A 23,752-nucleotide genomic window follows, 5' to 3' on the forward strand; every position below is an offset into this window, starting at 1 on the left:
AATGAACGAGATCCGCTGCGGCAACTGCCGCAAAAAGTTAGGTGAGGGCGTATATCAACGTCTGAACATCAAGTGCCCCAGGTGTGGGGCCTTCAATCAGCTGAGCGCCTCGAGCGCCACATCAGAGCCGCCAAGAGGGCCGACAGCTGAACCCCATGACCAACCCCATCGTCCCCTGGATCGGAGGCAAACGCCGCCTGGTCGATCTACTCCTGAAGCGCTTTCCAGCCCATAGCTGCTACGTAGAGGTCTTTGCCGGTGGCGCGGCGGTGTACTTTGCCCGCCACCCGGCCGACGTCGAGGTACTCAACGACGTCAATGGCGACCTGGTGAACCTCTATAGGGTGGTGACCCACCACCTGGAGGAGTTCGTCAGGCAATTTAAATGGGCCTTGACCAGTCGCCAGGTCTTTAAATGGCTGCAGGACACCCGGCCCGAAACCCTGACCGACATCCAGCGCGCGGCCCGGTTCTTTTACCTCCAGCAGCAGAGCTTCGGCGGCAAGGTCTCCGGTCAGACCTTTGGCACGGCAACCACGGCCCCGGCCATCAATCTGCTGCGCATTGAGGAGAACCTTTCGGCCGCGCATCTGCGCCTGGCGTCTGGAACCTATGTCGAGCAGCTGGATTGGGCCGCCTGCATCGACCGCTACGACCGAAGCCACACCTTGTTTTATATGGACCCCCCGTATTGGGAAACCGAGGGCTATGGCGTGCCGTTCCCCTGGGAACAGTACGAGCGGATGGCCCAGAAGCTCAAGACGATCAAGGGCAAGGCCGTCATCAGCATCAACGATCACCCGGCGATCAGGGAGTGCTTCAAGGATTTTGAGATGGAGGCTTTAAAACTGGACTACACCGTCGGTGGTGGCGCGAACCGGGTAGAGCGAGGAGAGCTGGTGATTTACAGCTGGGCCAGGAGCGAGGAGCCTGCCGGGCTGTTTTGAACAATGCCAGCTGGATCAGCAAGATAGGAGGCTGCAGCGCCTCCAAGAAATAAAAAAGTGGCCTCGAGGGCCACTTTTAAATTTCAAACTGAGAACGGTCTTGATCTTTGATCCAGGCCGGAGGCTTTCCTCGGCCAGTCCATGTTTGGCCGGTCGCGGGGTCACGATATTTTGGGGCTACAGAGCCGGTCTCCCGCTTTTGTTTGGCGGGAGGAAAGACATCGTCCTGCGTCAGACCAAAAGCCTCGATCAAGCCCTTGATTTCTTGCACCGCACCTGCGACTTCAGACTTGCGAGCAGCAGCAATCTGCTGCTCAAGAGCTTCGCGTTGTGCCAACAAGTCCTTATAAGAATGTGTACTCATCTAAAAGAGGTCCTCTGTAAATGTTCGAATTAGCACCAAAAGGATGCACTCATACATGAGATACGTCGTATATGCAGTTGGTTCGCTTTCAAGCGAAAGTAACCGCGCACATTGTGTCCCAGTTTGACGCGTGCCAATTCCAAAAAACTGAGGAACAACCCAAAAAAGTTGGCTGTGCTGTAGAGACAGGCCGGCCCTAAAGCGTCTTGTCTTGCACGACCACTGTCTTATCGCAAGCGATAGGGGGACTGGCTGCGTTCGGCCATAAGCCGTCTTCGCAAATGATGAGAAAATTTTGGCTCATCTTCAAAGCTTTTTATGACGATCAGTGGCAACCTAAAGGTTTGGGCAAAGCGGATCAAGCGTGATGGCGTGACACTCTGGTTCGCTGGAAAACACCCCGACACGCCTTGGTTTGCGAAGGCTTTGGGCCTCTTTGTAGTGGCTTATGCGCTAAGCCCGATTGATTTGATACCTGACTTCATCCCCGTTCTAGGATATGTGGACGATATCCTCCTGCTTCCGGCACTGATCTGGTTGACGGTCAATCTCCTGCCAAAGCCAGTTCTTGCTGCATGCCGTGTTCAAGCGGATGCATGGATGGCTGAGAAAGGATCGAAGCCAAGTAGCCGCACAGGCGCCATCATGATCATCGTGTTGTGGATAGCCATTGGAGCTGCAGCCTGGTACTGGTTGACTCCTTAGATACGTGCATGAAGGGCCGCTCAGGGTGGCGGATTCAACCGGTCGTTGGCTGCTACCGGCCAAAAGGGGGCCTTCGCAGAATGACGCGAAAGCGGTCATCGGCACGCCATGAGCGAGTCCAATGGACTGGGCGTACCACCCGCCGCCACCTTGAGGACATGTGTATAAATCATGGTGGTGCTGACGTAGCTGTGGCCCAACAGCTCTTGCACGTTGCGAATGTCGGTCCCTGATTGCAGCAGGCGCGTGGCAAACGAGTGACGCAACATATGGGCTGAATCGGCATATAAACTCCACCAGTGTCACCGCTTTTTAAGCGCCCACTGCACACGATCCTCATACAAATGGTGGCGCCGTTCAACGCCGCTTCCGTGGCACAGCGCTTTTTCGTGGGTCGCGCCCGTCTTCAAATCTGGGTGCTTCCTTTTGGCCTTTGGGTCTAACCCATCGGTCAAACCGGCCCGCCTACGGCAGTTGGCTTACCTCAGTCTTTAGGCTGCATTGGAGAAAATATGATGAGAAGCATCGCCCTACTTATCGATTGGCTTATCGTATCCATCATCGTCATCTGTGTTAGCGGTGTGGCACGCGCCCAGAGTAGTAACTGCGACTGTCAGGAGCTCGTCGGATCGTGTTCAGCTTCTATCACCGTCATCCCTACCAAATCTGAAAAAGGGTCGTATGCGGTCGACCTGACGATTCAGTCATCGGCGCCCGCCTGTTCCAAGGTCGATTACTATATCGATAGTACGCCGTATTTCACCATCCTCAGTCAAGGCAACCGCGGAACGGACAGCAGTTGGGGGCAAAAACCGATCACGCGCGAGAATATCAACGGCGTCAGTTGCAAGATCTGCAAATCCGTTACGCATGCCGGCCCCCAAGGAGACGTTGGCACGAAGTTGGGCACACCGAAATCTCCATTGACCTTATATATAAATGGAACGTGGTGTGCGCAAGATTCATATGGGAGTAATCGAATAGTGATTGCAAACGGGACTATTACTTTCGCTTTTTCTGGAAACGATGGGAGTAAGTCGGGAAATACTGGAACAGTTAGCCTCCTAAGCGACACCGAATTTACCGTGCATCTTAAGAATGGGTTTCAGGATAGGTACCAAATGGTCGATAAAGATCATTTTCGGTGGGTTGGGCGAGGGGATGCAGGAGCCCCGCAAGACGTTACGGCAGCTCGTTGCGGTGGCTAAGATGGCACGCCCTGCGGCAACTTAACACTTCCATAGAACGGATGCCCTACGGCCTACTTCGTAGGCCTACGGTTGGCGCCCATGTCGAACGTTGAACGACTTCTTTCCAAAGTCCGCTACTACCGCTTTGGGTCGTGAGCCGTCCTCGGTCGCAGGTTGCTACCGGACAGGCACAGACATTCAAGTTCCAGTAAGCAGATCCAACGGACTGATCATGTCATCCGCAGCGACCTTCAGTGTATGTAGATCGTGGCAGTAGATACGTTGCTACGGTGTGGCCAAGAGCGCTTTCACTTTGGACAAATCTGACTGGACACATCCCACTTTGCTGAGCTGACCACAGCACAAAAAAAGCACCGTCGCTAGAGGTTGGAGTTTTCGGGAGCGGTACATCAGGTATGGTGAGCAGCTAAACCACAAAAGGAATCGTCTGGTGCCCAAACCCAACTACCAATTCGAAAAACGACAACGCGAGCAAGAGAAGAAGAAAAAAAAGGCCGAGAAGGCTCAGCGGAAAGCTGCAGCGACTGAGGGAACCCCGCCAAATGTGGCGTCCGAGGTGCTGCTGGAAACAAGTAATTCAGGGCAAGGCAGTGTGCCGCTGTGATTTTTGAGGGCCTCTGCTGCTGAGCCCCCGGCACCACGCCTAGCTAGTCAAACAAGCCGCCTGCGGCGTTCGCATATCTTCAACGTTGATGGACTTTCGCAGTGCCGACTGTGCGTAACGGGTCGTTCTGAGACAGACGCACACCAGCCAATAGACAACAAAGCAACACATCGCATGATGCGATCGCTTGCTGTTTTGTCAGCCTTGGTGCCAAAGGCTGTGCTACTTTGTGCCAAAGCTCGCGCAAATTTGTGCCAAAGGCCGCGCAACGCAACTCAACGCAACTTTCTGGTGCCTGAGACGGCGCAAGGCGGCCGAAATGCACGACGCAGCGCCGCAACTTTTTACATGGCAGAAAACAGGGGTCTTTAGATGCTTCTCCAATGAAAGTGCCTTGCAGAAGTACAGCTAAATCCCTGAGTCTTGTACAAGACTTAAAAAAATCGGCCCGGTTGGGCTTAGAATTTTGTATCGTGGGAACGTATTGCAAAAGATAGCAATGCTTCCCGCTGTGTCAGGCCCCATTGCGCAGACTCGGGATGCAGGCCCAAGGCACGCCCCCACCTTTTTCACAACCTGAGACAAGAGATGAGCACGCAGCAATCCACCATCATCTACACCTTGACTGACGAGGCGCCCCGTCTGGCCACCAGCGCTTTCCTGCCTGTGGTCCGCGCCTTCGCGACTTCCGCCGGCGTCAATGTGGAAACCAGCGACATCTCGTTGGCCGGCCGCATTCTGGGCGAGTTCCCCGACTACCTGACCGAGGAACAGCGTGTTCCCAACAACCTGGTCGAACTGGGCAAGCTCACGCTGACGCCCGAAGCCAACATCATCAAGCTGCCCAATATCTCCGCTTCCGTGGGCCAACTGACCACGGCGATCAAGGAGCTGCAGCACAAGGGCTACAAGATTCCGGCCTACCCCGAGAACCCCACGAGCGACGCCGAGAAGGAAATCAAGGCCCGCTACAGCAAGTGCCTGGGCTCGGCCGTGAACCCCGTGCTGCGCGAGGGCAACTCCGACCGTCGCGCTCCCGCGGCCGTGAAGAACTACGCCAAGAAGCACCCCCATTCCATGGCCGAGTGGAAGCAGTGGTCGCAGACCCATGTGTCCCATATGGACAAGGGCGACTTCTACCATGGTGAAAAGTCCATGACGCTGGACAAGGCCCGCGACGTGAAGATGGAGCTGGTCACCAAGAGCGGCCAGACCATTGTCCTGAAGCCCAAGGTCGCGCTGAAGGACGGCGAGGTCATCGATTCCATGTTCATGAGCAAGAAGGCGCTGTGCGACTTCTACGAGAAGGAAATCGAGGACTGCAAGGAGTCCGGCATCCTCTTCTCGCTGCACGTCAAGGCCACGATGATGAAGGTGTCCCACCCCATCGTGTTCGGCCACTGCGTGAAGATCTTCTACAAGGAAGCTTTCGAGAAGCACGGCAAGCTGTTCGACGAGCTGGGTGTGAACGTGAACAACGGCATGGCCAACCTCTACGAGAAGATCGCCACGCTGCCCAACTCGCTGCGCGAAGAAATCGAGCGCGACCTGCACAAGTGCCAGGAAGACCGTCCGCGTCTGGCCATGGTGGATTCCGCCAAGGGCATCACCAACTTCCACTCGCCCAACGATGTGATCGTTGACGCGTCCATGCCCGCCATGATCCGCGCCGGCGGCAAGATGTGGGCCGCCGACGGCAAGCCTTACGACTGCAAGGCCGTGATGCCCGAGTCCACCTTCGCCCGCATCTACCAGGAGATGATCAACTTCTGCAAGTGGCACGGCAACTTCGACCCCAAGACCATGGGCACCGTGCCCAACGTGGGTCTGATGGCCCAGAAGGCCGAGGAATACGGCTCGCACGACAAGACCTTCGAGATCTCCGAAGACGGCGTGGCCAACATCGTCGATCTGGCCACCGGTGAAGTGCTGATGAGCCAGAACGTGGAGCAGGGCGACATCTGGCGCATGTGCCAGGTCAAGGACGCTCCCATCCGCGACTGGGTGAAGCTGGCCGTGACCCGTGCCCGCAACTCCGGCATGCCCGCCGTGTTCTGGCTGGACCCCTACCGTCCGCACGAAGCCGAGCTGATCAAGAAGGTCAACAAGTACCTCAAGGATCACGATACGAGCGGCCTGGAAATCCACATCCTCTCGCAAGTGCGCGCCATGCGCTACACGCTGGAGCGCGTGGCCCGCGGCCTGGACACCATCTCGGTGACCGGCAACATCCTGCGCGACTACCTGACCGACCTGTTCCCCATCATGGAACTGGGCACCTCGGCCAAGATGCTGTCCATCGTGCCTCTGATGGCCGGCGGCGGCATGTACGAAACCGGTGCCGGCGGCTCGGCTCCCAAGCATGTGCAGCAACTGGTGGAAGAAAACCATCTGCGCTGGGATTCGCTGGGCGAGTTCCTGGCCCTGGCCGTGTCGCTGGAAGACCTGGGCATCAAGGAAAACAACGGCCGCGCCAAGCTGCTGGCCAAGACCCTGGACGAAGCCACGGGCAAGCTGCTGGACGAGGACAAGTCGCCTTCGCGCCGCACCGGTGAGCTGGACAACCGCGGTTCGCAGTTCTACATCGCTCTGTACTGGGCCCAGGCTCTGGCCGCCCAGACCGAAGACAAGGAACTGGCCGCCAAGTTCGCGCCCCTGGCCAAGCAGCTTGCCGAGAACGAGGCCAAGATCGTGGCCGAGCTCAAGGACGTGCAGGGCAAGGCTGCCGATATCGGCGGCTACTACCTGCCCGACGTGGCCAAGATGGACGCCATCATGCGCCCCAGCGCCACCTTCAACGCCGCCATCGCTGCGGTGTAAGCCAAGCTGTTTGCAGTGCGGGGCTCGCTCCGCCTGCCAGCGCCAAGCCGGCGGACCTGAAAAGGCCGCCGGCTTTTTGACGTCTGATGCTATGAAATATGAAGCTTCTGGCGCTGTTTGGGCATGCGTTGCAGTGAGTTTTTAGCGCGAAAAAAGCCGGCGGCGCTGCAAGCACTGCCGGCTCTATCTTTGCTGCATGGCTGGGTTGGGCGGAGGCGAGTCAGTCAGAAGCTAGATAGCGCAAAGCGCTTTGAGCGATGAGCGCTACTGGCGGCCGAAGGGCGCGCCGCCCAGCTTGGTGCCGGCCTTGATGCCGCGCTTGGCAAACCAGCCCTGGTTCATCTCCAGCACATAGCGCACGGGCTTGGCCGAGCAGTGGGAGTCGTCGGTCATGGGCTGCATGTCCGCCAGATTGACGATGGTGCCGTCGTCGGCCACAAAGGCCGCGGTCAGCGGCAGTATGGTGTTGCGCATCCAGAAGCACTGCACGCCGGGCACCTCGAACACAAACAGCATGCCCTCCTGCTGAGGCATTTCCTTGCGGAACATCAGGCCGATTTCGCGCTGGCGCTCGGTCACGGCCAACTGGGTGTCGATGCGGTACATGCCCGCCGTCAGATCCGTGCGGCGCAAATTCATCTGCGGCTGGCCTTGATCGCCGGCCATGGCCGGAGCCGTGCCCAGCAGTCCGAGCAGGGTAGCTGCGGCCAGCGCCATGGCGCGCCAGCCGTATTGGCGCGAGTCAGAGGTCTGGCTGGAGAAATTCTTCATAAGCCTTGCATGCCAAAAAAGGAATCGAAAGCCGAGAGCCTAAGGCATGGAGCCTGAATTTCGGCTGAAATCGGCCTGCCTCAAGCCACAAAGCCCACAGAAATTTGCATTCTGCGGGCTTTGCGCGCTTGCCGGCCACAGAGGCCGGAGGTCAGGACCTAGGCTCTGTGCCGGTGCAGCAGTTCAGCGTCTGTCAAGCAGCGGGCTTTTCGGCTTTCTTGGTGCTGTGTTTGGTGTGCGATTTGGCATGCTTGTGCATGGACTTCGCATGCTTTGCTGCGGGGGCTGGTGCTGCAGCTGGTGCCGCAGCGGGAGCGGCAGGGGCTGCTGCGGCCGGCATGGCAGCAGGTGTGGTGGCTGCGGCTGGCGCAGCAGGGGCGGCGGCAGGTTTCGCAGGCGCAGCGGCTTGGGCGAATGCGCCAGCGGCGAACGTACCGGCAATCAGGACAGCGAGTAGTTTTTTCATGTGTGCCAATTTCCTAAAGATGCGGCAATGCCAGGTTTCAGGGTTTTGTGCAGTGCAGACTATCTGCGCCTCACACTCATTCAACGGCGGCGCTGTGCCGGCGTTGACAGGTTTTTACCAGCGGTTTCTTAGAATTTGCGCCGTGCAGTGGTGTCAGAATTCGGTCATATGCAAAATGCACCAGCAAGGTGCGTTGCCGCACACCATCAAGGACTAGGAGATTCCAGAGCATGAGCGCTTCCCAGCACATCCAGGTACCGCCGCAGGGCGAGAAGATCACCGTCAATGCGGACATGACGCTGAACGTGCCCGATCAGCCCATCATTCCCTTCATCGAAGGCGATGGCGTGGGCGTGGATGTGACGCCGGTGATGCGCAAGGTGGCGGATGCCGCCGTGGCCAAGGTCTATGGCGCCAAGCGCAAGCTCCAGTGGATGGAGGTGTTTGCGGGCGAGAAGGCCACGCGCCTCTACGGTCCCGATATGTGGCTGCCCGAGGAGACGGTGGCCGCGGTGCGCGACTATGCCGTGTCCATCAAAGGGCCGTTGACCACACCCGTTGGCGGGGGCATACGCTCGCTGAACGTGGCGCTGCGCCAGGAGCTGGACCTGTTCGTCTGTCTGCGTCCCGTCAAATACTTCGACGGCGTGCCCTCGCCGCTGAAGGAGCCCGAAAAGACCGATATGGTCATCTTCCGCGAGAACTCGGAAGACATCTACGCGGGCATCGAATACGCGGCAGGCAGCGAGAACGCGCAAAAACTCATCAACTTTCTGTCCAAGGAGATGGGGGTCAACAAGATCCGTTTTCCGCTGAGCTCGGGCATCGGCGTCAAGCCCGTGTCCAGGGAGGGCACCGAGCGCCTGGTGCGCAAGGCCATACAGTACGCGATCGACAACAACCGCCCCAGCGTGACCCTGGTGCACAAGGGCAACATCATGAAGTACACGGAAGGCGCTTTCCGTGACTGGGGCTATGCGCTGGCGCAGCGCGAGTTCGGTGCCCAGCCCATAGACGGCGGCCCATGGTGCCGGCTCAAGAGCCCGAAGACGGGCAAGGACATCATCATCAAGGACTCGATCACCGATGCCTTTTTGCAGCAGATCCTGATGCGCCCGGCCGACTATTCGGTGGTGGCCACGCTCAACCTCAACGGCGACTACATCTCGGACGCGCTGGCCGCCCAGGTGGGCGGCATAGGCATTGCGCCCGGCGCGAACATGTCGGAGTCCATTGCCTGCTTCGAAGCCACGCACGGCACGGCGCCGCGCTATGCGGGCAAGGACTATGTGAACCCCGGCTCCATGATTCTGTGCGCGGAGATGATGTTGCGCCACATGGGCTGGAGCGAGGCCGCGAACCTCATCGTGGCCTCGCTAGAGAAAGCCATCCAGAGCAAGCATGTGACCTATGACTTTGCGCGCCTGATGGATGGCGCGGTGCAGGTGTCTTGCTCGAGGTTCGGGGACATCGTGATTTCCATGATGGATTGACCCTGCAATCCCCCGGGCCGCGTGGCGGCTTGGGGACGACGCCTTGGCCGCGGGATGGCGCGGCCGGCCGGGCCCTGGCTGGCGTCCCTGACCTGGAGCAGGCCCCGCATCGCTCGGTCCGTCGCATCGATATAAAAGCAGCCCTGAAAAGGGCTGTTCTTGTTTAGGGGGAATAGGTTGCCGGATCAGCGCTGAGGCAGTTCGCAGCCGTCGGGGCCGCAGGCCGGAGCGGCTTCGGCATCGGCCTGCTGCTCGAGCCCGGCCACCTGCTCGGCCCACTCGGCCAGTTGCTGCTTCCAGCCTTCCACATCGCCCAGCCAGGGGCCGATGTCTATGCGCTGCACGGCGCGCTGGCCGGGCTGCTCGGGATGGTTGAATTCCAGCGCCAGCGTGGGAAAGCCCTGGCCTTGCACCATGCCCAGCCACTGGCGGCTCTCGGCGATGTGCTGTTGCGTGGCCGCGCCGCTTTGGGCGGCATAGGCCTGGTCGTAGGCGTCCGCATCCAGGCCCAGGTCCTGGGCCAGGGCGCGCAGCACGGCAGGTTCGCTGATGCGCTTGCCGTCCACATAGTGGGCCTGTTGCTGGGCCGACAGCATCTCCAGGCCCTTGCCGGCCAGCGCCTCGGCGGCCAGCAGCGCCGTGGTTGGTGGCTCGGAATCCAGCGGAGCGCCGATATCGTTGAGCAGGCCGTTGAAATAGGCGTCGCCAAAGGGCTGGCTGGTCATCTCGGCAATGCGCTGGTCGCTGGCCATGACATGCTCGCGCCAGTCGGCGGTGATGGTGCGCGTATGCGCGCCCGTGAGCATGCCGCCGGCATGCCATTGCACCGCGAGGCCGGGCACGCTGCGTGCCGCCTTGACCAGCGGCGCGGCCGCATAGCACCAGCCGCACAGCGGATCAAAAATATAGTGCAGGACCAGCGGGGGCAGGGTGGAGGTGTCCATGTGAGCTCAGACAATGAAATGCAAACAGGCTTCAATGTAAGCGCTGCGCCCGCGCAGCCGCTGGAGCCTTGGCTATGACCTTGGCAAAATGGCCGGATTGTTTCCATGTCTGCCGCCCATGCGCCTGAATGTCACACCACCGCCCAAGTCCTCGCCGGAATCCGAACCCACGCCGCAATCGGTGGCGCGGCGCAGCACCTTGCTGTTTCTGCTGTTCTGGCTGCTGGTGATGGGCGTGATGTATCTGGCCATGCAGTATTTCCTCAAGCCCGCGCAGGCCAAGGTCACGGCCGATGGCGCCGTGCGCATAGAGCGCGGCATGGACGGGCATTTCCGCGTCAAGGGCTATGTCAACAACCAGCCCGTGACCTTTCTGGTGGACACGGGCGCCTCCTCGGTCAGCGTGACGGATGCGCTGGCGGCCAGGGCCGGGCTGGAGGGCGGGCAGAAGACGCGCTTTCGCACCGCCAACGGCGAGCGCGACGGCCGCCTCGTCGTGGCCGACGAGGTGCGCATCGCCAGCCTCAGCGTGCGCGATGTGCGCGTGGGCACGGGCTATACGGGCGAAGACAGCGAAGATGCCTTGCTGGGCCAGAACTTTCTGCGCTTCTTCGACGTGCAGATGAGCGGCGATGAAATGCTGCTGCGTCCGCGCCGGTAGGGGCGTTGACCGGCGGTCCTGATACTGGCTCCAGGCCCGCGAGACTCGCAAGAGTGTGTGAGGCAGGTCGAGGTGACTCCCGGATTGATAGCTGTTTGCGCAATTCTGCCAATGATTTGAACATGGTTTGATGGGAATTGGCTGGGCAGCGGAGCTGCAAGCAGCTGCGCCCGGTGCGGTTTTGGGGCGCCGGATGCGGATGCGACGCGGCATCTGCGAAAATGCCAAGCCTCAGGGTATGACGGGCCGGGCATTGCCGCGGCCGCCGTCGTGCGTATCGAGGCTCGATCCACACCCTTGCTTCGTGGCCTGTTGCCGGCTTGGCCGGCAGCGGGTGTTTCATGTTGCCGAGCTTCGAGCCAGATCTTGCGCGATCGCTGCTTTACGCCCGGCCCATTGCCCGGCGGCCCTGCGCTTTGCCGGGCACCGCCATTCATAGCCTGCCGTGTCCCACCGTCTGCCCATCCGCGTTCCCGACCGCCATCAGTTCGACGCCCTGATCGATGCCCGCTCGCCTGCCGAGTATGAGCTGGACCATATTCCCGGCGCCATCAACTGCCCCGTGCTCAACAACGAGGAGCGCGCGCAGATCGGCACCATTTACAAGCAGGTCAGCCCGTTCGAGGCCAAGCGTCTGGGGGCGGCCATGGTGTCGGCCAATCTGGCCCGCCATCTGCGCGAGACCTTTGCCGACAAGCCCGCCAACTGGAAGCCGCTGGTCTATTGCTGGCGCGGCGGCCTGCGCAGCGGCTCGATGGTGACCTGGCTGCGCCTGGTGGGCTGGGACGCCCAGCAGCTGGCCGGCGGCTACAAGGCTTTTCGCGGCCATGTGATCAGCCAGCTCGAGGAAATCGTGCCCCAGCTGCAGATGCGCGTGCTCTGCGGCGCCACGGGTTCCGCCAAGACCCGGGTGCTGCACGCACTGGCCGAGCAGGGGGAGCAGGTACTGGACCTGGAGGGCTATGCCAGCCACAAGGGCTCGCTGCTGGGCAATCTGCCCGGGGTGGAGCAGCCCAGCCAGAAGCGCTTCGAGACCCTGATCGCCGAGCAGCTGGAGCGCTTCGACCTCTCGCGCCCCGTATACCTGGAGGGCGAGAGCGCCAAGATCGGCCGCCTCGGCGTGCCCCTGGTACTGGTGGAATATATGCGCAAGGCGCCGGTGATCGAGGTGCGTGCCACCACGCAGGCGCGTCTGGCCTATCTGCTGCGCGACTATGCCTATCTGGGCGACGACCCCGAAGCGCTGGCTCTCAAGCTGGGCTGGCTCAAGGAGCTTCAGGGCAATGAAACCGTGGGGCGCTGGCAGCAATGGGCACAGGCACGGGATCTGGCGCCTTTGTTCGAGGAGTTGATGCTGCGCCACTACGACCCGCATTACGAGCGCTCCCAGTCCAACCATTTCGAGCAATGGGCGCGGCGCCAGGTGCTGGAGACGGCCGACCTTTCCGATGCTGCGATCGTCGGCCTCGCGCAGCAGGTGCAGGCGCTGCAAGCCCGCTAGCCTGCTAGCCTGCTTCGGGCGGCCCTGCGGTCAGCGTCATAACCATCAGCACCTCATCGAAGAAGCGGCCGTCTATGCCTATCGCCTCGGGCGCCAGTCCGTAGCGGCGAAAGCCGGCCTGCTCATAGAGGCGCAGCGCATGGCCGTTGTCGGCATTGCAGCCCAGCAGCAGCTGGCGCAGACCCAGCTGTGCTGCATGGGCCCGGGCGATGTGCAGCAGGCGCTTCGCCAGGCCCTGGCCGCGTGCTTCGGGAGCCACATACATGGCGTAGAGCTGGGCCTTGTGCGCGAGTTTCTCGCCCAGGTCGCGGTCCATGCCCAGGGTGGCGCACAAGGCGCCGGTTTCCGTGACGGCTCCCCACATGGCCTGACCAGGTGCGCCTGCAAAGCGTGCCAGCAACTGCACGTCGCTGAGCTGCCGCTCGCCGGCCGCCGTGGCGCTGAAGGCGCCCGGGCATTCCTGCAGCGCCTGCTGGCGCAGCCGGCGGTAGGGATTCAGGTCGGAGCCGGCGAGGCGGCGGATATGCAGGGGCTGGGACATGGGCACAGTTTAGGCGTGCTCCGCAAAAATCGGCACCAGGGACAGCAGCAGCAGGCCCGCCATCAGGCCGTTGAAGACGCGCAAGGCCTGGGGCGTACGCAGCGCGCGGCCCACGGTGCTGCCGAACAGCGTCCAGACGCTGATGCTGGGGTAGTTGACCAGGCCCAGCACGATGGCCGACAGCATCAGATTGGCAAAAAAGCCTTCGCGCGGCGTATAGGTGGCGACCACGCCCACGGCCATGATCCAGGCCTTGGGGTTGACCCACTGGAAGGCCGCTGCCTGCCAGAAGCTGAACGGGCGGCTGCCGGACTGTCCCTGATCCACGCCGCCGGCGCGCGCAATCTTCCAGGCCAGCCAGATCAGATAGGCGGCGCCCAGGTATTTGAGCAGGGTGTAGATGCGCGGCTCGGCCTCGAACAGCTTGCCCAGGCCCGCGCCGATCAGCAGCACCATGACCACCACGCCCAGGCAGATGCCCAGCATATGCGGCACGCTGCGGCGGTAGCCGAAGGTGGCGCCCGAGGCGGTGAGCATCACATTGTTGGGGCCGGGCGTGACGGAGCTGACAAAGGCAAACATGGCCAGCGGCAGCAGGAATGAGGCAGAGTCGGGCAACAGAGACATGGCTGCAGAGGTGAAAAACATTGGTATGGCTAATCCTATGTGCAGTTATCAGTACAGTAACAGTACACTTGACCATGCCAGTTGATGAGCTGGCCTGCCCGTGCCACCCTGACACTTTGAGGTCCGCCCATGTTTGATGCCGAAACCGAACCGCCGGCGCTGCCGGCTTCCTCCGCCATGGAGTGGCGCCCCGTGCGCTCCAGTGCCCTGGGCTTGGTGGAGCAGTTGGTGGAGCATTTCGGCGGGCTGATACGCAACCATGGCCTGCGCGCCGGTATGCGGCTGCCCTCGGTGCGGGCGCTGGCAGAAAGCGCCGGCGTCAGCCGCGACACCGTGGTGCAGGCCTATGACAAGCTGACTGCCCAGGGTCTGGTGCAATCGCGGCGCGGCAGCGGCTTCTATGTGGCGGCCCAGCGCCGCGTGATGGAGCCTGCCGCCGTGGCCGCAGCCTCTTCGCAGCCGGCAGACTTTGACACCGCCTATCTGCTGCGTGGCATTTTTCGCGATGACAGCGCGGGCATGGGGGGCGCAGGCTGCCTGCCTTCAAGCTGGATGGATCAGGGCCTGATCACCGGTGCCATGCGCGCTATCACCCGCAACAATGCGCGGGCCGAGCAGAGTTTCCTCAGCTATGGCCACCCTCAGGGCTTTTTGCCACTGCGCCAGCAGATTGCCTCTAATCTGCAGGCCCAGGAGGTACCTGCCCACCCCGAGGCGAATCTCATGACGGTGGGCGGGGTGACCCACGGGCTGGATCTGGTCGTGCGCTGCTTTCTCAAGCCTGGCGATACCGTGCTGGTCGAGGACCCGGCCTGGTTTCTGATCTTCGGGCGGCTCAAATATATGGGCGTGAATGTCGCGGGCGTGCCGCGCCTGCCCGGCGGTCCCGATGTGGTGGCCCTGGCGTCCCTGGCCCAGAGCCACAAGCCAAAGCTCTTCATCCTCAATACGGTGGTGCACAACCCCACGGGGCTGAGTCTGTCTGCGGGCGTGGCCCACGAGGTGCTGCGCATTGCCGAACGCCATGATTTTCTGCTGGTCGAAGACGATACCTATGCCGATTTTCTGGGCGCCATGCCGCTGCGGCTGGCGGCCATGGACCGGTTGCAACGCGTGATCCTGGTGGGTGGCTATTCCAAGACCTTGTCGGGTGGTTTGCGCGTGGGCTATATCGCGGCCAGGCCCGAGTATGTGCACCGCCTCACCGACATGAAGCTGTTGGCCGGGCTGACTTCTTCGCTGCCGGCAGAGCAGATCGTCCACCATATCCTGGCCGATGGCTCTTTTCGCAAACATGTGGATCGGCTGCGCGAGCGCGTTGACCGTGCGCGCAGCCGCTGCCTGCGCAAGCTGGAAGCGCTGGGCTGCCATGCCGAATACGAACCAGTGGCCGGCACCTTTGCCTGGGTGGACTGCGGCGTGGACTCCGAAGTGCTGGCGCGCCAGGCGGCCATGAGCGATCTGCTGCTGGCGCCGGGCCTGCTGTTCTCGCCCAGGCAGGCCACCAGCAGCATGTTGCGTGTGCCTGTGGCCATGGCCGATCAGGCCGCGCCATGGACGGTGCTGGAGCAGATATTGCGGCAATTGCGCAGATAGGCGGCGTTCACGATTGATAACAATCGGAGCCCGCCAGAATCGCCGCTAGGGCGCTGTCTGCTGTTATGTTTGTAGCATGACAGCAGCACGAACCTTGGTCCCTGCGGCCGCCGATCTGCCATGCTCGGGGATTTGCCGGGCCGTCTGTCTGCTGCTCGGCCTGGGGCTCGCGGCCTGCTCCAGTCCGAGCGCAGATCACGGCCAGGTGCAGGGCGAGAGCTTTCGCTCGCGTGAGCTGCTGCAGTCCGACAGCAACCGCATGGCGACGCTGGCCATGAAGCAGAATCTCGAGAGCCTGTTCCTGCTCATGGACAAGCTCTATCGGCGCAATCCTGCCGAATGGAAAAAAACGGCTTCCAGCCGCGAAGTGGCCATCGGCCATGTGCGCAGCGCCGTCATGGAGCGCCAGCCCTGGCAGGAGCTGCAGGGCCGGCGCGATGTGGCGGCCCTGTCCCTGGCCTTGCAGCCCGATTTCGGAGGCGACAGGGTGGCGGCCTTTACCTATGCGGCGGCCGACATGCTGGTCACCGCCCATGGCGGGCGCACTTCATTCACCCTGGTTGACGGGCTGGAGCCCCAGCATGTGTTTAATGCCGCGCGCAATCTGGAGATCGCCAACTGGATTCTCAACTCGCGCCGGTCGGCCAGCGGCCAGCCTTTGCTGCTGTCCAACCAGATAAGCGAGGAGGGCCGCAATCTGAGCTTCGAGCGGGAAATGGGCAAGATCATAGGCCGGCTGGACCTGATTGCCAGCTACACCACCGAGCGCTACCGGCGCGCCGTCATAGGCTACGGCCAGGGCCTGCTGGCCGGGCCGTTCATGCAGTTTCTGCCGGTGCATTGATTTCCCGGAGTCGCCGCGGGAGCGCATCTGCGCCGCGGCAGGCCCCGGCTCGGTGCCGATGGGCAGCAGCTTCCAGACAAGTGCCTTAGCTCTGGCAGAGCACAATGGTCACCAGCGCCGAGGAGTCCTCGATGGCTCGCACCGCATGCGGCATATTGGGCGGTATGTGCATGAGCTGCCCGCGTTCCAGCTGGCGCACGGACTGGCCCAGCAGCACCTCGAAGCAACCCTCGAGGCAATGCAGGCTGACGCTGCCGGGCACATGGTGGGGCGGCAGCGACTGCCCGGCATGCAGCACCACGCGGATGACTTCCATATCATCGGCTTTGAACAGTGCATAGGTGCGGGCGCTGCCCAGCCGGGCACCGTAGGGAGTCACGTCGATGGCCTCGGCAGGTGAAGCGTGAAGAAGAGCCATGGCGATACCTCCGCGAAGTAACGGCAAACACTTTATTGTCCATTGCCTGCACGCAGACTTCAACCTCGGCTTGATGACAAATTGGCGGTCGGATCTTGTCGCCGCTGCTTGTCAGCCATGGGCACCTTGCACGCATCGCCAGCCGGGCATGCCGACCTTCCGAAGTGCGGCATGTGCCCTCAAGAGGCGGCGGGGAGTCCCAGAACCTGCTGCACATCGCGCACAAAATCCTGTGGTGAGGCGGGCGAGACCACGACCGTGCGGTTTGCAAAGCGCAGCACCACGGTGCGGTGCCGGTCCGTCACAAAGGCGCGGTAGCTGCCCAGGGCCTTGCTGCGAAATAGCCCTGTGAAGGAATACATTCCGCCATTGCCCCAGAGGCGGATGCTGCCACGCATGGCATCGGGTTCGGCCTGGACGGACTGCAGTGCGGCCGATCCGCGCCAGGGCAGGCGGGTGTTCCACAGCAAGCGCCGCACCAGCAGCGCATCGGCCGTGACCACATAGCCGCGCACCGTGAACAGCGCACAGATCGCCAGCACGGCCAAGGGCAGCAGGGCGGGCCAAGACAGGCCGCGGACGCGGCTCAGCATCAAACCGGCAGAGATGCCCAGGCATAGCAGGCTGCTCAGCAAGGAAATGACGATCAGTGCGCGGCCCCAGGGGGCAAGGTGCTGTTTGGGATGCATGGCCTGTGGCGTGGGTGGCTGATGGGCAAAGGTCCGGCCCGGCGGTCGTGACATGCTAGCACCCGAGGCTTGGATTTCGTTCCCTGGACGGCCGACGCCAGCCTCCGCCGCGAGAGAAAGTCGCGCCATGGCTTGCTCTAAAATCGACGGCCATGTCCATAGCCTGAATCGATGCGGAATGCCTGTAACCATTAATGACGTAGCCGCGGCTGCGGGCGTGAACCCGGCAACCGTGTCGCGCGCATTGCGCGGTGTGGCGGGCAAGGTGTCGGCGGCAAAACGGGCGGAGATCGAAGCCATTGCGCGCAAACTCGGATATACGCCCAATGTGGTGGCGGCATCGCTGCGCACCAAGCGCACCAATATCGCGGCCATCGTGGTGCCGGATCTGGCCAACCCGATGTTTGCGCCACTGGTCAAAGCACTGGAACAGGAGCTGCGCAGGCATGACATGCTGGCGCTGATCACGCAACCTTCCGAAGACAGGCGCGAGCGTGCCGAGCTGATTCGCGCGCTGGTGATGCACCAGGTCAGCGGCCTGCTGATCCTGGCGGCCGAGCAGGATGACGCTATGTTGGAGATGGCCATGCAGCAGAAGATTCCGACGGTGCTGGTGAACCGCGGGTCGGGAGACCGCAGGTTTTCGAGTGTGGTCAACGACGACCACGAAAGCGTGCGCCTCGTCGTCGAGCATTTGCATGCTCTAGGGCATAGGCGCATCGCGCATATCGCCGGCCCGGCCTTTTTGTCGACCGGTCTGGCCCGGCGCAAGGCTTTTGAGGAGCTGGCCCAGCCGTCGTGCGACGGGGTATTGCCGATTGCCGAAGCCCAGGCCTTTACCCGCGAGGAAGGGCTGAGGGCAGGGCTGCAGCTGCTGGACCTGGGGCCCGGAGCGTTTACCGCCGTTTTCGCCAGCAATGACCTGCTGGCGCTGGGCATGCTGGATGCCGCGCGTGAGCGCGGGGTGGCGGTGCCGCAGGAGCTGTCGGTCGTGGGGCATAACGACATGCCGTTTGTCGACATCGTCCAGCCGCCCCTGACCACGGTGCACATGCCGATTGCGGAGATGGGCCGGCAGGCCGCGCAGATGTTCATGGAGCATGTGCGCGAAGGCGCCATGCCTGCCACCACGCGCATCCTGCAGACCACGCTGGTGGTGCGGCAGTCCACGGCAAAGGCGCCGGGCGGGCTATAGCCTCACCCGCGCCGGTGCCGGTGGCAGGTGCTCAGTTCTGGGTGATTTTGGCGCTGGTCACGAGCTTGCCGACCTCGGCGGATTCATTGCGCACAAAGGCCTCGAACCGAGCCGGCTCCACCGATGGGTAGTCGGCTCCCAGGGCAAGCAGCCGGGTCTTCATGGCTTCGGATTTCAGCGCGGCGTCCGTGGCCTTTCTGATCCGCTCGGCAACGGGGGCGGGGAGCTTGGATGGGGCGAACAGGCCAATCCAGAAGTCATAGTCCGAGCCCGGAAAGCCCGCTTCCACCGTGGTGGGGATATCGGGCAGGGCCGCCGCGCGATGCGGGGACCCTACGGCCAGGGCGACCATCTTCCTGTCCTTGATCATGGGTAGCGCACTGGTGATGGGCGCGAAGAACCATTGCACCTGTCCCGCAATGACGTCGGTCATGGCCTCGGGCGTGCCCCGGTAGGGGACGTGGACGGCATCGATGCCCGTGGCCACTCGGAACTTCTCCGCGTTCATATGGGTGGCGCTGCCATTGCCGGCCGACGCGTACAGCAGCTTGCCGGGCTCGGCTTTTGCTTTCTGCACCACGGCCTTGGCATCCTTGAGCCCGCTTTGCGGGTTGACCACCATCACATTGGGAACCGAGGCCAGCATGGCCAGCGGCTTGAAGTCCTTCACCGGGTCGTAGCGCAGCGACGGGTACAGGTAGGCATTGGCCACATGACCCGCAGAATGCACGAGCAGGATATAGCCGTCGGCCGGCGCCGCCGCGACCTGGGCTGCGCCCAGCGTGCCGCCGGCACCGGGCTTGTTCTCCACGATGATGGGCTGGCCCAGCTCCTTGCGCATGCCTTCGCCCACGGCGCGCGCGATGATGTCGGTGGCCGACCCCGCGGTGAACGGGACGACGATCTTGATGGGCTTGGAAGGATAGCTTTCCTCGGCGAAGCCGCTGGAGGCGGTCGCACCGAAGGCTGCGGCGCTGACCATGGCGGTCATCAGTTTGCGAAACGGGCTCATGGACTTGTCTCCTCAAAAGGTGGTCTCAGATCCGGTTGGGCATCACCAGCAGCACGCGTGCTGGCGACGATCCTGCGTTGAACAGCTGGCGCGCTTCTTGTGGCGCGATGCGGCAGCTGTCCATGGGGCGAAGCACGGTCACCTGGGTTTTGCTGCCGTCGCTGGCCGTGACTTGCAGCTCTCCTTCCAGGCAGATGTAGAACTTCTCCACATCCGAGGCGCCGGAGGTGGTTCCGCCGCCGGGCTCGATCAGGGAGCAGCCTATCCAGACGGAGTCGGAAGGGCCTGCCTCCATGCCCTGTAGGCGTTGCATGACCATGTGTGCATGGCCGGGGGCGCTGTAGAACGGCGCCTGGGGAAAGGCAACGACATGCATGGCCGGCTTTCTTCAGGGGGCGAGCACGACGCGGTCCATGGAGCCGCTGAGCACCTTGCGATAGGCATCCCCGGCGCCGGACAGCGGAATCAGCGTGGCCTCATCGACATCGAAAGCCTTGAGCGAGCCGTCATCGAAGCCCGGCAGCAGGCTATTGAGCACTTCTGCGCACTGGCTGACCGTGAGCTTGAGGCTGTCCACTCCCAGCATCTGCAGGTTGCGGCGGTAGAAGGCCAGAATGTCGAAGGAGACTTGGCGCTCTATGGTCGAGATCAGAATCTGCGTGCCGCCGATGGCCAGGGACTGCAGCGCAATGTCGAAGTAGGGCGAGCCCACGGTGTTGTAGGCGATGTCGGCGCCGCGGCCATCGGTGGCGGCCAGCAGGTCCTGTGCCAGCGTGGGGCTCTGGCTGTCGAAGGTGGTGACTGGCGATGAGGCATGGCCCCGGTACTGGCCGGTGCTGCGCTCCACGCCGATGACCTTGGCGCCGGTCCGCGTGGCCAGTTGCGCGGCGGCCTGGCCGACCTTGCCGTTGACTCCGAACACGATGACGGTCTGCCCCCGGCCCTTGAGGCCGGCGCGGCGCAGGCCCTCGTTGGCGGTGATGAAGGGCACGCCCACGGTGGCGGCGGCGGCCACGCTCACGCTGCGGGGCTTGCGGCTGAGGGCGGTTTGCGGCAGCACCAGATAGCGGGCATGGGTGCCGTCGCGGGTCACGCCCAGATCGCCACCCGTGCCCCATACCTCCTGGCCGATCCATTCCGCGGGGCCGGCCACCACCCGGCCGGCAAAGTCGCGGCCCGGGGTGCGCGGCCAGATGGCCTGGGGCATGGAGCCCAGCGCGGCCTTGACGTCGCTGGGGTTGACCGCCGCGGCCAGCACTTCGATCACGGCTTCGCCGGCCTGCGGCAGCGGCTGGTCCTGCAAGACCAGGTCGGGTGCGATGTCCGCGGCGGTCTCGGCTCTGGCCGACAGGCGCAGGGCTTGGGAATGGGTCATGGTGAAGTCCTTTGTTATGTGGATGAAAGTGATGCGGAAAACTCAGGCCGGTTGCCGGTTGCTGGGGCGCAGGCCCCAGCGCTGGCGCGCCTGCTCGCTGCTTGCCAGGCTGCCGCCCAGGTCTTCGACGATGCGCCGAGCCTTGGTCACCAGCTCGGCATTGCTGGTAGCCAGCCGGCCCTTGTCGAGATAGATCGTGTCTTCCAGGCCGATGCGCACATTGCCGCCCAGCAGGCAGGCCTGGGCCACGCACTGGAAGGCCTGGCGGCCGACCGCGAAGGCGGTCCACTGCGCCTGCGGCGGAATCAGGGAGTGGGCCAGTTGCAAGGCCTGGGTGGTGAAGGGCAGCGAGTAGCGCACGCCGGTCACGAAACTGAAGATGCCGGGGGCTTGCAGCGTGCCGTCGGCCATCAGGTGCTGGGCCAGCACCAGGTCGCCGGTGTCGAAGCATTCCAGCTCGGGTAGGCAGCCGGCGTCGCGGATCACCTTGGCCATGCGGCGGATGCTGGCGGGAGTGTTCATCACCACCTGTTCGCCCGAATTCATGGTGTTGAGGTCCAGCGAGCAGATGTCCGGCTGCAGGGCGGTGATGTGCTCCACGCGCTTTTCCGGTGGCAGCAGCGAGGTCCCAGCAGCGAAGGTCCTGGGATCATCGGCGCTGGGTACATAGCGCCCGCCGGGCCCGGTGGTCAGATTGATGATGAGCTGGGGGCGTTCGCGGCGCAGCGTCTGCACCACCTCGGCATAGAGCGCGGTGTCCATCGACGGCCTGCCGGTCTGGGGGTCGCGCACATGGATGTGGACCGCCGCGGCGCCCGCGTCATGCGCTTCTATGCAGGCCGTGGCGATCTGTTCCGTGCTGATGGGAAGGTGGGGGGTCTGCTCGGGAGTGGTGAGGTTGCCGGTGACCGCGCAGGTGAGGATGGTGGCTTGGCTCATGGCCGTCTCCAGAAGTGCTTACAGATGGCGGCCGCCGTCGGCCACGAAGATGCTGCCGGTGGCGTAGCGCAGGCCGGTGCAGCAGGCCTGGATGGCTGCGGCCACATCGTCGGGGTTGCCCACGCGCTGCAGGGGTATGGTGGCGCCCGTCCTGGCGTTGAAGCTGGCGTCGCGCCCGGCGACAAAGCCGCTGTCCACCACGCCGGGCGACACGGCCAGCACGCGGACCTTGGGCGCCAGCGTTTTGGCCAGACCCTTGGTCAGCGCGTCTATGCCCGCTTTGGCGGCCGCATAGGCGAGATTGCTGCCCAGGCCGGTCATGCCAGCGATCGACGAGACATTGACGATCAGCCCGTCGCCGCCGGCCTGCAACTGGGGTGCAAACGCGCGGATGGCGGCAAACGTGCCGCGCCAGTTCGAGGCAAACATCTCGTCTATCAGTTCATCGCTCAGGGCCTGCAGGTCGCCGGCCGGCACGGGCCGGGTGTGGCCCGCACAGTTCACCAGAATGCTTGTGGCGCCAAAGTTGCGCGCAACGGTTTCGGCGGCGGTGGCGAGCTGGGCGCTGTCGGTGACCGAGGCGCTGACGGCGCCGTGCCCCTGGCCGGCCAGCGATTGCAGCAGGGGCGCGGCTTTGTCGGCGGGGCCGCGATGCAGCAGCACCACGCGGGCGCCGAGTGCGGCCAGACGCCTGGCGGTTGCGGCGCCGATGGCACCCGCGCCTCCGGTGATGACGGCGATCTGGCCGTCGAGTCCGTCAAGAGGGGAGAAGCTGGAAGTCATGTTCAGGTCCTGGTTTGGTGCGGGTCAGGGGATGGGGCATTTGGGGACGCGCGTCTCGCCGGGCTCGAGCCGCAGGTCCACGTCCAGCCTGTAGCCATCGGCGCCCACGGGCTCGAAATGCCTGAGCAGCGAGCCGACCGCGCCAAACACCACGTCGTCATCCGCATGCGGGTCTTCGGCATCGAAAAACTGTGTGGCCAGCACCTTGTGACCAGGGGCCACCACCAGAAAGTGCAGATGGGCGGGGCGCATGGTGTGGCGGCCCTGGGCAGCCAGCAGTTCTCCGCACGGGCCGTCCACCGGCACGGGGTAGCCGGCCGGGCGCACGCTTTCGAAGGAGAAGCGGCCGTTTTCGTCGGTCTCGAAGCTGCCGCGCAGATTCATGCGCGGCTGGGACTCGTCCTGGTTCTCGTACAGGCCCTTGGGCGAGGCCTGCCAGGTTTCCACCCTGGCGCCAGCGATGGGTGTTCCGTCCAGCGACAGCACGCGGCCGTTGACCGTCAGGCGCGGGCCGGGCGTATCGCTGCTGGAGATGCGCTCGCCGTTCTGGCGCAGGGGCTGGTTGGCGCGCCAGAACGGGCCTATCAGCGCCGGCTCGGTTCCGCCGGCTTCCAGTGCATGGCGTGCATCGTGAAGCTGTACCAAGGTTGCCAGCCCCAGGATGTCGGCCAGCAGAATGCCTTCGTGCTTTTTGGGGCCGCTGGCCTGGCCGATGGCGACCAGGAAGTCCAGCCCGACTTCGAGCTCGGCGGGGGTGAGGTTTGCCTCCACCGCAAAAGCATGCAGGTGGCGAATGCCTTTATCCAGAATCTGCCGCAGCCGAGGATTGCTGGTGTTGGCGTTGGACTTGAGAACCGCCGCCAACAGCGCCGGCGGGTTGGTGGCTAGGCCTGGTTGTGGTGACATATGAATCTCCGTTAAGGCAAACGATTGCCCTTAATTTAAATCACGGAAATTGAGATTTCAATCTTTTTTAGGTGAATTTTTGATTTTTTAGGGAAAACGATTGCCCTTTCTGTGCTCGAAAAGCCTGGGAGCGGATGGCTCTGCAGCGACGAGAGGGTGGGGGGCTGCCGCGCACAGGCTTGGGTCACGACGAGGCGACCGGCGTGCCAGCGGGGCCTAGCGAGGACGGGGGGAAAAGCGGCCCCGGGCAGGGCCGCCTGTCCGGGCGAGTTCTGCCCAGGCCGCCGGCCGCATGGCAGCGCGCCGGAAGCGCGCACGGGCCGCAGGACCGGCCGATGCG

At 63.1% G+C, this 23,752-nt stretch carries 26 protein-coding genes; 12 read left to right on the forward strand and 14 right to left on the reverse strand.

Annotated features, from left to right (window positions below; genetic code table 11):
* Position 1: 1 nt before the first annotated feature.
* Complete coding sequence (locus AB6724_RS12365; protein WP_369338824.1) at positions 2-235, forward strand: Com family DNA-binding transcriptional regulator; 234 nt, start codon at positions 2-4, stop codon at positions 233-235.
* Entirely contained in the window at positions 156-947 is a 792-nt protein-coding gene (locus AB6724_RS12370; RefSeq protein ID WP_369338825.1) for a DNA adenine methylase, read from the forward strand. The genes AB6724_RS12365 and AB6724_RS12370 overlap by 80 nt, the downstream gene beginning before the upstream one ends.
* Positions 948-1,023: 76 nt before the next feature.
* Here AB6724_RS12370 and AB6724_RS12375 read toward each other — a convergent pair whose 3' ends face one another.
* Positions 1,024-1,311 carry an H-NS histone family protein gene (locus AB6724_RS12375; RefSeq protein WP_369338826.1) on the reverse strand — a complete coding sequence of 96 codons (288 nt, stop codon included), beginning with the start codon at positions 1,309-1,311 and terminating at the stop codon, positions 1,024-1,026.
* A 318-nt stretch (positions 1,312-1,629) separates the two neighbouring features.
* Between AB6724_RS12375 and AB6724_RS12380 the strand changes: the two genes are divergently transcribed.
* A complete protein-coding gene (locus tag AB6724_RS12380) occupies positions 1,630-2,016 on the forward strand; it encodes a YkvA family protein (protein ID WP_369338827.1) in 387 nt (128 codons plus the stop codon).
* A gap of 95 nt (positions 2,017-2,111) precedes the next feature.
* Here the strand turns inward: AB6724_RS12380 and AB6724_RS12385 are convergent, their stop codons facing one another.
* A complete protein-coding gene (locus AB6724_RS12385; protein WP_439329863.1) occupies positions 2,112-2,285 on the reverse strand; it encodes a tyrosine-type recombinase/integrase in 174 nt (57 codons plus the stop codon).
* Between AB6724_RS12385 and AB6724_RS12390 the strand changes: the two genes are divergently transcribed.
* From AB6724_RS12390 to AB6724_RS12400, 3 genes are all read left to right on the forward strand, one after another.
* Complete coding sequence (locus AB6724_RS12390; protein WP_369338860.1) at positions 2,284-2,511, forward strand: DUF1010 domain-containing protein; 228 nt, start codon at positions 2,284-2,286, stop codon at positions 2,509-2,511. The genes AB6724_RS12385 and AB6724_RS12390 overlap by 2 nt on opposite strands.
* Positions 2,512-3,657: 1,146 nt before the next feature.
* Positions 3,658-3,831, forward strand: coding sequence for a hypothetical protein (locus AB6724_RS12395; RefSeq protein WP_369338828.1), 174 nt, complete (start codon positions 3,658-3,660; stop codon positions 3,829-3,831).
* Between the two features lie 588 nt (positions 3,832-4,419).
* Positions 4,420-6,651, forward strand: a complete 2,232-nt coding sequence (locus AB6724_RS12400; protein WP_369338829.1) for an NADP-dependent isocitrate dehydrogenase — start codon at positions 4,420-4,422, stop codon at positions 6,649-6,651.
* Between the two features lie 264 nt (positions 6,652-6,915).
* On the opposite strand, the gene AB6724_RS12405 is transcribed toward AB6724_RS12400, so the two are convergent.
* The gene (locus tag AB6724_RS12405; protein WP_369338830.1) at positions 6,916-7,422 is read right to left on the reverse strand and encodes a DUF192 domain-containing protein; all 507 of its coding nucleotides are present in this window, start codon (positions 7,420-7,422) and stop codon (positions 6,916-6,918) included.
* Between the two features lie 696 nt (positions 7,423-8,118).
* Here AB6724_RS12405 and icd point away from each other — a divergent pair.
* Positions 8,119-9,381 (forward strand): NADP-dependent isocitrate dehydrogenase, encoded by a 1,263-nt coding sequence (gene icd, locus AB6724_RS12415; protein ID WP_369338831.1) that lies wholly within the window; start codon positions 8,119-8,121, stop codon positions 9,379-9,381.
* Between the two features lie 185 nt (positions 9,382-9,566).
* On the opposite strand, the gene AB6724_RS12420 is transcribed toward icd, so the two are convergent.
* Positions 9,567-10,325 carry a DsbA family protein gene (locus AB6724_RS12420; protein ID WP_369338832.1) on the reverse strand — a complete coding sequence of 253 codons (759 nt, stop codon included), beginning with the start codon at positions 10,323-10,325 and terminating at the stop codon, positions 9,567-9,569.
* 118 nt (positions 10,326-10,443) lie between these two features.
* Between AB6724_RS12420 and AB6724_RS12425 the strand changes: the two genes are divergently transcribed.
* Positions 10,444-10,986, forward strand: a complete 543-nt coding sequence (locus tag AB6724_RS12425; RefSeq protein WP_369338833.1) for a retropepsin-like aspartic protease family protein — start codon at positions 10,444-10,446, stop codon at positions 10,984-10,986.
* Between the two features lie 445 nt (positions 10,987-11,431).
* Positions 11,432-12,487, forward strand: a complete 1,056-nt coding sequence (mnmH, locus tag AB6724_RS12430) for a tRNA 2-selenouridine(34) synthase MnmH (RefSeq protein ID WP_369338834.1) — start codon at positions 11,432-11,434, stop codon at positions 12,485-12,487.
* A 4-nt stretch (positions 12,488-12,491) separates the two neighbouring features.
* Here the strand turns inward: mnmH and AB6724_RS12435 are convergent, their stop codons facing one another.
* A complete protein-coding gene (locus AB6724_RS12435; protein WP_369338835.1) occupies positions 12,492-13,028 on the reverse strand; it encodes a GNAT family N-acetyltransferase in 537 nt (178 codons plus the stop codon).
* A 9-nt stretch (positions 13,029-13,037) separates the two neighbouring features.
* Positions 13,038-13,655, reverse strand: coding sequence for a LysE family translocator (locus AB6724_RS12440; RefSeq protein WP_369338836.1), 618 nt, complete (start codon positions 13,653-13,655; stop codon positions 13,038-13,040).
* A 129-nt stretch (positions 13,656-13,784) separates the two neighbouring features.
* Between AB6724_RS12440 and AB6724_RS12445 the strand changes: the two genes are divergently transcribed.
* Together AB6724_RS12445 and AB6724_RS12450 are read left to right on the forward strand one after the other, a co-directional pair.
* Positions 13,785-15,251 carry an aminotransferase-like domain-containing protein gene (locus AB6724_RS12445; RefSeq protein ID WP_369338837.1) on the forward strand — a complete coding sequence of 489 codons (1,467 nt, stop codon included), beginning with the start codon at positions 13,785-13,787 and terminating at the stop codon, positions 15,249-15,251.
* 76 nt (positions 15,252-15,327) lie between these two features.
* Entirely contained in the window at positions 15,328-16,095 is a 768-nt protein-coding gene (locus AB6724_RS12450; protein ID WP_369338838.1) for a hypothetical protein, read from the forward strand.
* A gap of 85 nt (positions 16,096-16,180) precedes the next feature.
* Here AB6724_RS12450 and AB6724_RS12455 read toward each other — a convergent pair whose 3' ends face one another.
* Positions 16,181-16,513, reverse strand: a complete 333-nt coding sequence (locus AB6724_RS12455; RefSeq protein WP_369338839.1) for a cupin domain-containing protein — start codon at positions 16,511-16,513, stop codon at positions 16,181-16,183.
* Between the two features lie 179 nt (positions 16,514-16,692).
* A complete protein-coding gene (locus AB6724_RS12460) occupies positions 16,693-17,202 on the reverse strand; it encodes a PH domain-containing protein (protein ID WP_369338840.1) in 510 nt (169 codons plus the stop codon).
* Between the two features lie 178 nt (positions 17,203-17,380).
* Between AB6724_RS12460 and AB6724_RS12465 the strand changes: the two genes are divergently transcribed.
* Positions 17,381-18,397, forward strand: a complete 1,017-nt coding sequence (locus AB6724_RS12465) for a LacI family DNA-binding transcriptional regulator (protein ID WP_369338841.1) — start codon at positions 17,381-17,383, stop codon at positions 18,395-18,397.
* Between the two features lie 31 nt (positions 18,398-18,428).
* Here the strand turns inward: AB6724_RS12465 and AB6724_RS12470 are convergent, their stop codons facing one another.
* From AB6724_RS12470 to AB6724_RS12495, 6 genes are read right to left on the reverse strand one after another with little or no spacing between them, the layout of a single operon-like run.
* The gene (locus tag AB6724_RS12470) at positions 18,429-19,409 is read right to left on the reverse strand and encodes a Bug family tripartite tricarboxylate transporter substrate binding protein (RefSeq protein WP_369338842.1); all 981 of its coding nucleotides are present in this window, start codon (positions 19,407-19,409) and stop codon (positions 18,429-18,431) included.
* A 25-nt stretch (positions 19,410-19,434) separates the two neighbouring features.
* Positions 19,435-19,785, reverse strand: a complete 351-nt coding sequence (locus tag AB6724_RS12475) for a cupin domain-containing protein (RefSeq protein WP_369338843.1) — start codon at positions 19,783-19,785, stop codon at positions 19,435-19,437.
* A 12-nt stretch (positions 19,786-19,797) separates the two neighbouring features.
* Complete coding sequence (locus AB6724_RS12480) at positions 19,798-20,784, reverse strand: quinone oxidoreductase family protein (RefSeq protein ID WP_369338844.1); 987 nt, start codon at positions 20,782-20,784, stop codon at positions 19,798-19,800.
* Positions 20,785-20,826: 42 nt separating this feature from the next.
* Positions 20,827-21,723, reverse strand: coding sequence for a beta-keto acid cleavage family enzyme (locus tag AB6724_RS12485; protein ID WP_369338845.1), 897 nt, complete (start codon positions 21,721-21,723; stop codon positions 20,827-20,829).
* A gap of 18 nt (positions 21,724-21,741) precedes the next feature.
* Positions 21,742-22,506, reverse strand: coding sequence for an SDR family NAD(P)-dependent oxidoreductase (locus AB6724_RS12490; protein WP_369338846.1), 765 nt, complete (start codon positions 22,504-22,506; stop codon positions 21,742-21,744).
* Positions 22,507-22,530: 24 nt separating this feature from the next.
* A complete protein-coding gene (locus tag AB6724_RS12495) occupies positions 22,531-23,412 on the reverse strand; it encodes a dioxygenase family protein (protein ID WP_369338847.1) in 882 nt (293 codons plus the stop codon).
* Positions 23,413-23,752 lie beyond the last annotated feature (340 nt).

Source organism: Comamonas guangdongensis, from assembly GCF_041079535.1.
Taxonomy (GTDB): domain Bacteria; phylum Pseudomonadota; class Gammaproteobacteria; order Burkholderiales; family Burkholderiaceae_C; genus Comamonas; species Comamonas guangdongensis.